Source organism: Bartonella sp. AD328YNZD (genome assembly GCF_042196425.1).
The window spans coordinates 1-12,398 of sequence record NZ_JBHIQG010000046.1; the positions used below are offsets into that span (position 1 = coordinate 1).

The 12,398-nt window shown below is 32.8% G+C and carries 8 protein-coding genes and 6 pseudogenes; 8 read left to right on the plus strand and 6 right to left on the minus strand.

Annotated elements, in window-relative coordinates; translation table 11 throughout:
- Positions 1–213: alpha-hydroxy-acid oxidizing protein (locus ACFIO3_RS03810; RefSeq protein WP_375704122.1), on the plus strand; the 213-nt coding region annotated here is incomplete at its 5' end.
- Between the two features lie 1,323 nt (positions 214–1,536).
- Positions 1,537–1,734 carry a hypothetical protein gene (locus ACFIO3_RS03815; RefSeq protein ID WP_375608068.1) on the plus strand — a complete coding sequence of 66 codons (198 nt, stop codon included), beginning with the start codon at positions 1,537–1,539 and terminating at the stop codon, positions 1,732–1,734.
- Positions 1,735–2,073: 339 nt separating this feature from the next.
- Here the strand turns inward: ACFIO3_RS03815 and ACFIO3_RS03820 are convergent, their stop codons facing one another.
- Together ACFIO3_RS03820 and ACFIO3_RS03825 are read right to left on the minus strand one after the other, a co-directional pair.
- Positions 2,074–2,346: a hypothetical protein gene (locus ACFIO3_RS03820; RefSeq protein WP_375608069.1), complete on the minus strand. Its 273-nt coding sequence runs from the start codon at positions 2,344–2,346 to the stop codon at positions 2,074–2,076.
- A gap of 180 nt (positions 2,347–2,526) precedes the next feature.
- Positions 2,527–2,706, minus strand: coding sequence for a hypothetical protein (locus tag ACFIO3_RS03825; protein ID WP_375608070.1), 180 nt, complete (start codon positions 2,704–2,706; stop codon positions 2,527–2,529).
- A 332-nt stretch (positions 2,707–3,038) separates the two neighbouring features.
- Between ACFIO3_RS03825 and ACFIO3_RS03830 the strand changes: the two are divergent.
- Positions 3,039–3,336: pseudogene (locus ACFIO3_RS03830) on the plus strand (integrase); the annotation flags it as partial.
- Between the two features lie 636 nt (positions 3,337–3,972).
- Here ACFIO3_RS03830 and ACFIO3_RS03835 read toward each other — a convergent pair.
- Positions 3,973–4,199 (minus strand): annotated as a pseudogene (locus ACFIO3_RS03835) (hypothetical protein).
- A pseudogene (locus ACFIO3_RS03840) lies at positions 4,196–4,860 on the minus strand (lysozyme). The pseudogenes ACFIO3_RS03835 and ACFIO3_RS03840 overlap by 4 nt, the downstream one beginning before the upstream one ends.
- Positions 4,861–5,706: 846 nt before the next feature.
- Between ACFIO3_RS03840 and ACFIO3_RS03845 the strand changes: the two are divergent.
- Both ACFIO3_RS03845 and ACFIO3_RS03850 read left to right on the plus strand, forming a co-directional pair.
- The gene (locus tag ACFIO3_RS03845) at positions 5,707–5,856 is read left to right on the plus strand and encodes a hypothetical protein (RefSeq protein ID WP_375608071.1); all 150 of its coding nucleotides are present in this window, start codon (positions 5,707–5,709) and stop codon (positions 5,854–5,856) included.
- A 97-nt stretch (positions 5,857–5,953) separates the two neighbouring features.
- Positions 5,954–6,144: pseudogene (locus ACFIO3_RS03850) on the plus strand (helix-turn-helix transcriptional regulator).
- A 443-nt stretch (positions 6,145–6,587) separates the two neighbouring features.
- Here the strand turns inward: ACFIO3_RS03850 and ACFIO3_RS03855 are convergent.
- A pseudogene (locus tag ACFIO3_RS03855) lies at positions 6,588–6,737 on the minus strand (transcriptional regulator); the annotation flags it as partial.
- Between the two features lie 520 nt (positions 6,738–7,257).
- Between ACFIO3_RS03855 and pyrF the strand changes: the two are divergent.
- The 3 genes from pyrF (at position 7,258) to ACFIO3_RS03870 (ending at position 11,775) form a co-directional block, all read left to right on the plus strand.
- The gene (gene pyrF, locus ACFIO3_RS03860; RefSeq protein ID WP_375608072.1) at positions 7,258–8,103 is read left to right on the plus strand and encodes an orotidine-5'-phosphate decarboxylase; all 846 of its coding nucleotides are present in this window, start codon (positions 7,258–7,260) and stop codon (positions 8,101–8,103) included.
- A 513-nt stretch (positions 8,104–8,616) separates the two neighbouring features.
- On the plus strand, positions 8,617–10,110 hold the full coding sequence (gene hisS, locus ACFIO3_RS03865) for a histidine--tRNA ligase (protein ID WP_375608073.1): 1,494 nt from the start codon (positions 8,617–8,619) through the stop codon (positions 10,108–10,110).
- A gap of 1,119 nt (positions 10,111–11,229) precedes the next feature.
- The gene (locus ACFIO3_RS03870; RefSeq protein ID WP_375608074.1) at positions 11,230–11,775 is read left to right on the plus strand and encodes a replication protein; all 546 of its coding nucleotides are present in this window, start codon (positions 11,230–11,232) and stop codon (positions 11,773–11,775) included.
- Positions 11,776–12,329: 554 nt separating this feature from the next.
- On the opposite strand, the pseudogene ACFIO3_RS03875 reads toward ACFIO3_RS03870, so the two are convergent.
- A pseudogene (locus tag ACFIO3_RS03875) lies at positions 12,330–12,398 on the minus strand (peroxiredoxin); the annotation flags it as partial.

Sequence of the window (12,398 nt, forward strand, 5' to 3'; positions counted from 1 at the left end):
GATGTTGTACGCATGATAGCACAAGGTGCGGATGCTGTTATGATTGGCCGTGCTTTTGTTTATGCGCTTGCAGCAGCTGGTAAGAAAGGTGTTATGCATCTCCTTGATCTTTTTGCCAACGAAATGCGGGTAGCTATGACACTGACCGGTACTCAGACAATCAAAGATATTACACGCAAGAGTTTAGTGAATACAGATATTTTTAAGCTCTAAAAGCAGTATGTTATGCTGCTTTTAGAGAAAGAAAGTCTTTTTATAGATGAGCATAATTGTGTATTGTACAGATATGTTGACCATAAGCATTAAATAGAAAAGGTAAAACATCTCTTCTATAAAATGACAGGAAATACCCAACCACTACAATAATAAAAAAAGCTTAATAATAATCAACATAGAAAAAACACATATAACTTTGTATTCACTTTGTTAAAAACTCATTCTATGGATAAAAAGGAACAAACGCTGCTATTAAAGGTAAAACAACTGTTGATATAGAAAAAATAGATATAAATAATGCTGTAAGCATTTTTCCCTCCTATATAAAAACATTAAAATATAATATGTTAATTAATTATTTTCCACATTAGCACAAAACACAAATTTATAAACTTCATTTAGTTTTAAATAAATATGGAATAATATTAATTATATTAATATACTAAAATTATTAAAAGTGTCAATATGTATTATTGTAATCTATAATTATAATAAAAAATTGATCTAATAAATAATATATAGATATGATATTTTTTATGTAGTATGTTTTAAGTAATGAAAAAGTGTACTGTCTTTAGAAAAGCTCGTTTACTGTGAGAAAAGCTGCGCGACTTAATAGGTTTACCTATCTTATTTTCTTGCATTCTTAATGATTTATGCTGTTTTTGAACTGGTGAGCATATTAGAGAAAAGTTTAATATTTTGTATATATTATGTCATTTCTAATATTATTTTCGTTATACTTCCTTTATTGATTCCATAATTTGTTAAAAACTTTAGTCAGTTTCCATTATAGATAGGCTTATTTGGTATATTTAATAATACAAATTGGCATTTAATGTTTTGTTCCATAAACAATACAGTCATTACAACTGCAAGCCTTCTATTGATATTATTTTCTTCACAAATAACTACAGATTTATAGCATTTACATAACTCTAACACAGATATATTATCTAAAAATCGAATTATTGCTACGCTTATAACCTTTGATATAATTTTAGAGTTTTTCAGCGGCATCAAAACAAATCTGGCGAGTTTCTCCAGTAGCAAGGAAGAGAATATCTTTTCTCTTTTTTATAACAAAAGCTTCATGAATAGCGATTTTTAAAGCATCATTATGAATATTTTTAACAGCGCGCTTTTCTCAATGTATATAAACGGGTTATAGGATGACTGAGAGTAGAAAAAATTGCAGCTTTTGTTTCTTTATTATTGGCAGAAGTAATGATGTGTATGTTTATAATAGTACAAAGCGAAGAAAAATCAGAAATAGCATGATGTGTAGCTCTCAGTAGCCTATAATGAATACCAGCGCTAATGCCAATCAGTCAAATAGGGATTTCACAAGAAACAACATTTGTTTTTATTTATTTAAGTGCACGTGTTGTCAAAAAACAAGCCAGCGAAACAACAAATGTTTTTTTACAGGAGGCAAGAGCCGCTGCAACGCCGATTAAATTTGGTTTGGCAATTCCAGCTTCTACAATATATTCTAGAGATCATTTTGCAAATTGATCAATTTGTCCAGATATTCTTGAATCCGCCGTAAAAACAGTAATACCCTTATCAAATTGCGCTATTTTATTAAGAATCTTATTAAGATCTTCAAGGTTGAAAAATTTCATAGAAGTTTGTGCTGTCATGATGAGGAGTATACAAACGCATTCTCTCATAAATTGAATTTTTTCTCAATTTCATTGATAGAAATATTATATTTCTCATTTATTGGAACTTTGTGATGTCAGTTTATATCATTTTCCATGGAGGAAATACGACATCTCTTTAGTGTATTCATAAATATGGTTTGTTGGTTTATCTTGATAAAATGAGAGTAATCCTAACCCCCTTTTTAATCTATGTTATATCGTGTCCAATAATTTTTACAATATGGCATCTAAAACTTGTAAATTGATCTGTGAAGAGTTCTGTTTTTATTAAGGCATCTGTTTTATCCGTAATTTGAAACCGATTTCTATCAACAATCGCAATGAGATGGCTGAGTATATAATATGCTGAAAAAAGTGCAGCCTCCCAAACAGATTCCTCTATCATTTTTCTATCGCCAAGAAGCACGAACGCACGGTAGGATTGAAAATTAAGCTGTCCAGAAAAAGTCATATAAATCATGGCTAAGAGAATCCGTATTTTACTCAACTCTAGGGACTTTTTGAGTTACATGTCCAATAAAATCTGAACTAAATTATAAATAAGTATCAAAAAGTTTAGGACCCAAATATCCTATTTCTGATAATATACAATATTTCAACCGTATGTCCTTTACTTTGAATATATCAATCGCGATGGAGATCATAAATACGCATTGGGTTTATTTGAAGAAATATTTGTATAAGATATTATACCAATATAGAAGGGAATTGCCGTTGTATGACCGGATTTTGCTTTTCTAATGAATTCAAGTATTTTAAGATACAGATCAGGAGCATAAATTACATCATGAACATCCGATTTATAGGTTGCATCAGCCATACTCTCCCCCTTTAGAAGAATTACAAAATAATCACTTCAAATTGCAATTGTATGGACTATTTACTCTTTGTCATGAACAAGTCAGCATTGTTATTTTATTGATCAACATTGCAACAGTCCTTATATTTAAATAGATTCATAAAGAGGTATTTTTACTCTTTTCTTTCAGTGTTTTTTACTCACACATTCATCCCGTTTGTGACATGAAAGTGAATAGTTTTGATTGATTTATCATGAACAGATTTGAAATAAGAGAATTTTACGATACTTAAGGTTCTAATTCAATATGAGTAACGCTAAATTATCTATATAAATCAATATTTATCTGTTACAAACTTTCTTTAAAAAAAGCGCGGGAGATTGCAAGATATGACAGTGATATTTTTAAAGAAAGCAATGATCTCATCTTATTTCTGGAACAAATTATCTTAAAACAATAAAGCAATATCTTTAAAGAAGTTGTTTGAGTGATTATTGAAAGTAAAAAAGCTGGGTTAAAAAGCTGGGTTAAAAAGTGAAGGAAAAAATGGTTGTTTTTTTTCACTAGAATTGCCTATTATTTTTCACGAGGGTAGCTTACCTATAGAAAAATTAACAGCCAACATTATTCACAATGCTTTTGCACCACTTTAGCATGAAAAGGCAGCTTCAGTGTGAGAGTATTTACTTTATCTTCAATGTCATTACAGTTAGAAAGCTCAAATAACATCATTCATAAATCTCATAAAAAACCAATACCGTTATTCATGGTACAGTTCCGTGGATTAGTTTTCTCAAGGGTGCCAGATCTCTAGATATTATTTTTATTGAAAGCACCCCCTTTTTTGTATCATCACGTCTTTATACGGCGATAGCGAAGTAATCCATAAAATCCTTTATCATCTTGTTTTGAGAGTATAACAGGGATACCCTTAGAATATATCGATACACTCAATCATTTTATGCAAATATAACCGCTTAAATCCTTTGGTTGTCATTTGAGCACCTTTGTCATTTCAATTAAATCAATGAACCATCAAAGTGCTCTAATCCTTTAAGTGTTGCTGCTTTTAATCTGAATGCCTTCACCTCTTTCAAATTTTTTCATCGAGTAATGTCTCAGAGGAATTGTATTTTTATCATTTTATTTTCTGTTTATGTTTCCAACCACATAAATGTTCACCTTGTTCGTTATGTTTTAGAATATCTCTCGCCAAATTTGGACTAATGACATTGATATCTTATCGATTCAAATAAATGGGCAGCCACCCAATACAAGAAGTTCGTTCATTCGTCACGCAACCAGTTAGAAAGCTTAGTGCGCACATCAGCATCACTTTTCTTGTTAATTTCATTTTCTACCTCAAGCCGTGTTTTCGCTATCTTGAAAGCTTCATTTGTTTGCTTTTGTTTCTCAACTTTTTTCCAAGGAAAAAGGCTTTCACTAAAGCTATAAGAAAAGCTGCTATGATCGCTGACGTCATTGTCAGATATTTTTTTATCCATAAGATCAGAGAGGGTGTTCCTGAAAGCGTTTAGCAATATAGACCATAGCTGTACAAGCTGCTAAAACCATAATACCTGCTAAAACCCATTAAACAGGGCCATTTCCCGCAAAAATCCCTCCAAGCCCTGAAAAAGAACCTATGATTGGTGCAAGAGCTTCTACTTTGCAAATACCTGTTACACCTTCTGATTCTACTACATGATAATTGGGAGCAACGTGAGCTCTTTTTGCCCATAATCCGGCTTCGGCCGCGCGACGATTGACAAGATCTGGGATACGTTTTCCTCCTACTTTTGTCCATTTTTGCAATTCTGCTGGTACCGCTTCATATTCACCTTTATTGAGCTTTTTTAAAAGTGTAGAATTACAAAAGGCTGTTATTCCTACATTATAAGCAAAATGATACTAATGCCGCGAATTGTTCATCGTTTAAAATAACGGTAATGGCTTTTTCAACAACGGCTTCACATTCTCTCAAGTCTTGACGAAAGATTTTTTAAAGCCTCTTTTTCCGTAATTTGCATGTTTTTATGGACAGTTGGTGCACTAGCTGTACTTGTATGTCCATAACAAATTGTCCATACACCACCAGAATCTTTATAGGTTCGTAAACGTAAGCCTTCCAATTGCTTAATCAGTGTAAGCTCTTCTTTTGATATTTTTCGCATTATTCTATCCTATAAAAAACTACAAAAATCAGGATATGAATTCAAAACTTACATTTACTCATTAAAAAAACGAAACATTGAAAGGGTCTCATAACACTAAAATCACTATAATAGGCCCTATAAAAACTCATATCGTTTTTTTGTTGGAACAAAAATTGCGCTAATCACTATTTATTTTTCAGTAATTGATCTCCTCTCTGTTTAAAAGACAAGAACTTTTAATAAACCAAATTTATAATCAACGAAACTCCATTCACAAACTCTAATAGTTGATCTAGAATGATTTAAAGGAATCTTACTTGAAAAAATCAATATTTTCCAATATTTCTAGTGAAGGCAAGTTCTTTTCAATAAAAATAAGAAATGTAATAATGAAAAAATAATAGATATTGGTTTTTAAATAATTATATAATCTATAACTTACGTAGTAGAAATTTTTATAAAAAAAGAGATATTATAATCAAGCGTTATACATCTACCAATTATCTTAGATAACAACAATACTTAACACATAATATATTATACATGTTTAATCAAAAAAGCTATAGTTAATTTAATTATGCTTTATTTTTTTCTCTAATTGCTTAATTTACTTAAAAACATACCTTTATGAAGGATGTGAAATAAACTATTACATAAAACATAATGAATATTTTCTCCCTCTCTTAGTAGTCTATTTCTAACTGAAACAATATATCATTAGAGCATATTCAACATATAGACCAATGCTATTTGATAGTTTTGTAAAGAATATTGTCTTGTAATAAACTTGAACGATGAGTTCCGTTTCATGTATTTTCTTTTTCATATGAATAACGCCTTCGTCTTCTTCATATGAAGTGTTTTGTGGAGCGTGCGGGGACAATGGTGGCATCTTTGTCTGGTGTTGTATTGGCTACCTTTTCGCAACATCTTAAACAAATCAATCAAGCTGTTGAAATCTTTTTAGGAGCAATAGCAGAAGAGACGCAAAGAATTTTGACGAAATCCGCTTGAAGTTATGGGGAGGCTTTGTCCTCCCAGCATTTCCACTCATTTATGTAATATAAAAAAAGAAAAATAAGGAAAAAGTCCTTCACTAAAGCTAAATGAGATGATTTTTAATAATAGCGATAGATATATCGCAACCATGAATGTGCACAGCTTTTTAGTGTATCCACAACAATAATTCGCAACTTGGTTCTTCAAGGACTATATCCAAAACCGTATAGGATAGGTAAAGCAGTGAAGTGTAAAAAAAGAGATTTTAGCACGTACTTTAAAGAAAAAATATGGGATAAATGAGAGCAAATTAGATAAAATTATTCTAGTGTGACAAGTATGTGGAAAGAGGTGAAATTAGGGGGATTATTTATTAATTGGTTATTTTTATGCACAATTTTTACCATTAAATGCTCGTTTTTTCAAATTAGATTTTGTCATCTAAAATTGTAAAAATTACCGAAAATCAAAAAAAGAGCGTTTCAATGGTAAAATAAGAGAAAGCTTTGAAAGGTTTTTGAAAATGCTTTGAAAGCCCAGAAAATCATCTTTGAAGACCCTGTGAGAAAAATTAAACAAAAAGTGAAGTCTTGCATCAAAATCAACGCCAAATGATCCAAAAAGCAAAAAAGATTTTCATTTGTTGGTGATTATCTATTTTTTGATGAAATATATAATTATAAATCAAATGGTTGTATAATTTTCATGTAAAAAGTCTTCCACTTTCATTTTGCATATTAGGGGAATTAAGCCGCGTTTTGTGTCGTTTGTAGATGTGCATTTTCAGTCTCTATTTGACACTTTAAATGCAATTTTAGAAGAGGCAAAGTAAGCTTTACTTCTTCCATATCGTTGATGTTTTGAACACGCTCTTGCAACTTTCTATAAAGCTCTGCCACTCATTCTGCGAATGCAAGATGACGACAGAAGAGAGTAGCATTGTCCTGAAAGAGTTTATACCAATTTTTACAGGAAATGCTTTGGTACGAGCGGGTTGGGGGAAATGAGACGCCGAGAAGACAAGATCATTTGCTTGGATATCGGCTTTAAAAGGCTATCAATTTAGCATAGGAGAATTTTACATAAAAATGCAATAAAATTAGTGGGTTGAATCAATTTATTTTTATATAAATTCCTTTAGAATTCACACTTTTATGCATGATTCAATTGACCATTTTTTATAAAAGATTGCCGTGTATAGAACAGACTATAAAAGCAAATTATGATGCAAACATTATAATGCATGTAAACGTTCAAATGGAATGAAAAGCAGCTATCATGTTAACAGTTCATGATACGTTTTTATCACAAAAATTCGATAGTTGCTGTGTCACTGTTCAGTATTGTATTATTTTGACAAATGCTTTTTTTTGATTGTATTAGAAAGTTTAAAGAGAGGCTATGTTAGGATATAAAATGTTTTGTTCAGTTTTTTTGAAAAATAGTGAAAAATATGGACCCCTTTGTGTTGGTTTTGATCCGAGTTATAAAGTTTTGCAATCATGGAATTTAAGCTGTGATTATAAAGGTCTAAAAGATTTTTGTAATATTCTCTTAACAGCTGTTGTGGGCAAAGTGGGGATAATAAAGCCGCAAGCCGCATTTTTTGAGTTATATGGGGCGGAAGGGCTTCAAGCTTTGGAAGAACTCATTGAAAATGCGCACGAACAAGGTTTATTAGTTCTCGTTGATGCAAAAAGAGGAGATATTGGTTCTACCGCTGAAGCTTATGGTAAAGCTTGGCTTGGCCCCAATAGTCCATTCAAAGCGGATGCCATAACCGTCAATCCTTTTTTAGGATTTGATGCTCTCATTCCTTTGATAAAGATTGCAGAAGAAACAAAAACAGCCGTTTTTATGGTTGTTCAGTCTTCTAATCCAGAGGGAAAGCAAATTCGAAATGCGCGCATTGGTGATCAAACTGTTTCGGTTCATTTGGCGCAGCGTATTTTTGAATATAATAACCAATCTTTAAGTCAGTCTCATCAGGTTGGCCCTATCGGGGCAGTTATTGGAGCAACATTGGGTCATGAAGCAAAAGATACAATCGAACAGTTAGAAAATAGCTTGTTTCTCGTTCCTGGCATTGGTGCTCAAGGGGGAACGATAACACAATTAACTCAACAGTTTCCTCAAAGGTTATGGCAAAATATTATTCCTTCAATTTCAAGATCGATTACAGAAGCGGGCCGAAATAGTGTTAATTTAAAAAGTGTCATTCATAACTTTGCTGAGCAATCTAAAAATACACTTCTGTCTTAATTTTTTTGCTAAGCCATCAAAGAGAGAAAGCTCTTATAAAGAAGGGGAGGCTTATCAAATTTTAAGGAAGACACTGCTTTCAAGAAGTGACTTTGCTTTATCTCAAAGCCAAGAGTTGCTTTTTATCTTCTCAAAAAGAGGCACAATATATTTCTCATTTTCTGTTGGAATTGGGGGATCAAATACCTAAGTCAAGTGTTTGAAGAAAATGCAGAAACTTTGGAAAATATATGAATAATTGTTTTAAGGAGACAAGATAGGCAAGAAAATATAAAAAGGACGCTAACCGTGCTAAAATGAGGCTTAAGAGAATTTAGAGAGTGTTTTCGTTTTATGGCTCTGATTCCTTTAAAGGGAAATTCTTTTAGACTATTGCCTGATAAGGGTAGTGCTTTTGTAAAATAAAAACCTCTAACATGTTGTTAAAAGCTTCTAGGTTGATAAAGTCATTGCAGCGTTTGTTTCTATGGGATAATGGTTATCTGTGAACACATATTGTTGCTAGAGAATAACATGTCATTGAAAAAAGAAAAAACCAAAGCTCGTTTACCGCGTGGTTTTGTTGATCGCACAAGTGCACAATTGTATGCAACTGAAACCATGATTGCGCAAATTCGTGAAGTCTATGAACTTTACGGTTTTGAAGCGCTTGAAACACCAATTTTTGAATATACGGATGTGTTGGGGAAATTTTTACCTGATTCAGATCGTCCCAATGCAGGGGTTTTTTCGCTACAAGATGATGATGAACAATGGATGTCTTTGCGCTATGATCTGACTGCTCCTCTTGCCCGTTATTTTGCTGAAAATTTTGAAACGTTACCAAAACCTTATCGCAGTTATCGGTTGGGGTTTGTTTTTCGCAATGAAAAGCCTGGACCGGGGCGGTTTCGGCAATTTATGCAATTTGATGCTGATATTGTTGGAACACCAACCGTTGCGGCAGATGCTGAGATTTGCATGATGGCAGCGGATAGTTTGGAAAAATTAGGAATTCAGCAACATGATTATGCCATTCGTTTGAATAACCGAAAAATTCTGGAAAGTGTTTTGCAGTTGATTGGTTTAGATGAAGGAGAGCAGATTGAAAAGCGCTTAACTGTCTTAAGAGCAATGGATAAGCTTGATAAATTTGGTCCTGAAGGCGTACGGTTGCTTTTAGGTAAGGGGCGTTTGGATGACAGTGGTGATTTTACAAAAGGGGCTGAGCTTAAGGATAAAGAGATTGAGTGTATTCTTTCCTTACTCACGGTAAATGCAAAAACAGCAGAAGAAACGCTTGATGCTCTCAGACAAGTTGTTGGTCAGAGTACTCAAGGGCTAGAAGGGGTTCGCGAGCTTGAAGAAATGCAAGCAATCTTTGCCGCTAATGGTTATCATAATCGCATTAAAATTGACCCTTCGGTGGTCCGCGGATTGGAATATTATACGGGGCCTGTTTTTGAGGCGGCATTGCTTTTTGATGTTTTCAATGATGATGGGCAAAAAGTTGTTTTTGGCTCTGTTGGTGGGGGCGGGCGCTATGATGGGTTGGTCGCGCGTTTTCGTGGAGAAAATATTCCGGCAACAGGTTTTTCAATGGGAGTTTCACGTTTGATCGCTGCTTTGCAAAACCTTGGAAAATTGCCGGTAAAAAATACTCTTGGACCCGTTGTGGTGCTGATGATGGATAAAGAGCCAGAAGCTGTTGCGCGCTATCAAAAAATGGTGATGAAATTGCGAAATGCGGGAATTTGTGCTGAACTCTATTTGGGAGTATCGGGAATTAAAGCGCAGATGAAATATGCAGATCGTCGCCAAGCTCCTTGTGTGGTTATCCAAGGTTCACAAGAACGTGAGAGTGGAAAAATACAGATCAAAGATTTGATTGAAGGGGCGCGTTTGTCTCATGAAATTAAGGATAATCAAACATGGCGTGAAAGCCGCCCTGCGCAAGTGATGATTGATGAAGAGCAATTGGTTCAAACAGTACAAGATATTTTGGCAGCCCAAAAAGGGGCATGGTAAAAGTTTTGTGAAAGCGATTGTGGGGAAAAGTTTGAAATTTTCTTCTTCAATTTTCAGAATTTGTCTTTTACTTGTTTAGATATTCTTATCTTTATCTTGATGACGGTCGTGTTCTTTTCATAACAGCTTATACAGCTTCGCGTGGCTTTTTTGAAATTGTTAAAAGGTTTGGAGTGCTTAGTGAAAACAATGATATTAAACGCATTAAAAAAGAAAAAAAATGGTATTTAATTAAAACCTTAGGAACAGAAAAAAATACACTGGATAATTAAAAAAACAGCTCTCCGCTCTCGATAGAGGTTTGTAATAGGAGCTACATTGGGTGATTCAATAAAAAATAAAAGCGAACGATAAAATTAAAATAGATGTAATTAAATATGAAAACTCACATTTTAGGACTTCTTTAGGTACCTAATTAATGGATGAATGCGTCTCTTCTGGACTTGTGAATACTGAAAGTGTTGGAGGAATTCGCAGAGAATTAAAAAAATGACAAGCAGAAAAAAGAGAAATTTTCTGTTTGTCTGTACAATTTTAATGAATTAATACCTAATAAATCATTTCATTTTAACGCATATCTAAAAACTGAAAAGCAACAAATTGCGTTATTTTTTAAGTTCGTATGGCATAAAAAGAAAATTCTTTTAAAAGGTAAAAACATTTTGTATTCAATAAAATGAATGTTTTTGAAGGCGATAAAATGCATTTTTTTGAGGGTTTGATGGGAACATCTTCGTGAAGAAAAACACTGGAAAGTGAAGTGCTTGAGGACTTGCGCAACTATGTTTAGAAAAATTGATGACCAATAGGTTTATAAAAATCCATTAGTCTATAGAAATATTGATCATTCATATAGATTTAATTTTTGAATTCTCATTTGCTGGTATCATATTTTCTACTGTTTTATTGTCAACAGTCTGCAATCTCACATCCATGAGAGATGAAAGAGATCTCAAAAGTTTTATTTTAGAAGATTTTTTTAGTTTCAGAAACAACGAATAACTTAAATCAGACAATTTTTAAAGGGAAAATATGAGAGGCATTATAAGAAATTATAGTGACAACCATTTGAAATTATTCATTTATTATAACAAATAAATTTTTTACGGAGAAATGAAAATGGCCAAATATGATTTTACAGTGTTACATGAAAGAAATCCCTTTATTTTGAAAAAACCTGAAGAGATTGGAAAGTCATTTAAACTTCCTCCTTCAAATTTTGGATTTGAAGATCTTCCGCAAATCACTTTTTCAGGCGCCTCGTCGTGTCGACGTATGATTTTTGCACTATCATTTAGTGGTATGAAAGCTTTTTTTGTGATGTTGTGGCAAGTAGGGAAAATGTCAGATGAAGATGATGTGGATTTATGGTTTGATCAGATAACATTGGATCATGATATTCTTGAGGAATTTTTGACTTGCGATCTTTCAACTCAAGAACCAGAATATCTTAATTTTGAAAGTTTTAAAGAAGGTATCAAAGAATTAGAAAAGAATAAAATTGTAGCGAAGGGGACAAAAAGAGATTGTTATTTCATCAATCCAGATATTTTTGGTCTTCCTGAATGTGATGAAGATTTTGAGCTCGATGAAGAGGAAGAGATAGAAGAGGAAGAAATGAAAACACACTTTATGGTAGAATATCCAAATAAACGACTTCTTTAACCGTTTTTCTCTTAGAGAAAAATAAAAGCTTAGAATAAATTGCTATGAGAACAGCAATGAGTCTGTTTATGGTATGTGAATTGGAATGTTTACGGGATCTGTTTTGATTCAATTCTTTTCCTCAACGGTTATTTATCCAGAGCAGTTTTTATGCTATATTCGATTAGTTTTATGAGACATAACTCAATTTCAAGTGTGTGCCTTTTTAAATAAATGTTTGATCTGTATTTTTTCTTTTGATGCTTTTGTGAACCTTGGATTATTAATGCCTTGGCATTCGGGAGCGCTTACGAGAAGCATTTTTAGTGCTTTAAGCGTATTTTTACCTACACGCCACACCCGCTTATGACGTGCAAACAAGTAATCATAATTGATTCAGTAGAGAAAAATTTGAAATAAAGGAATATTACGATATTCAAGGGGCTAATTCAAATTGAAAAACGCTATGTAAATTAAAATGTCGAATAGATGTTTCAAGAGATACAAAAAACACAAATCCCCTCTCTAAAAGGAATTTGTGTCGTAGAATTTAAATATATAACTTTTGGTTGGAATTAGCTTTTCAAGGCTTTTAAAACATTTTGTGGTGAAGAAACTTCGTAAGGATCTGTTGCACAATTATC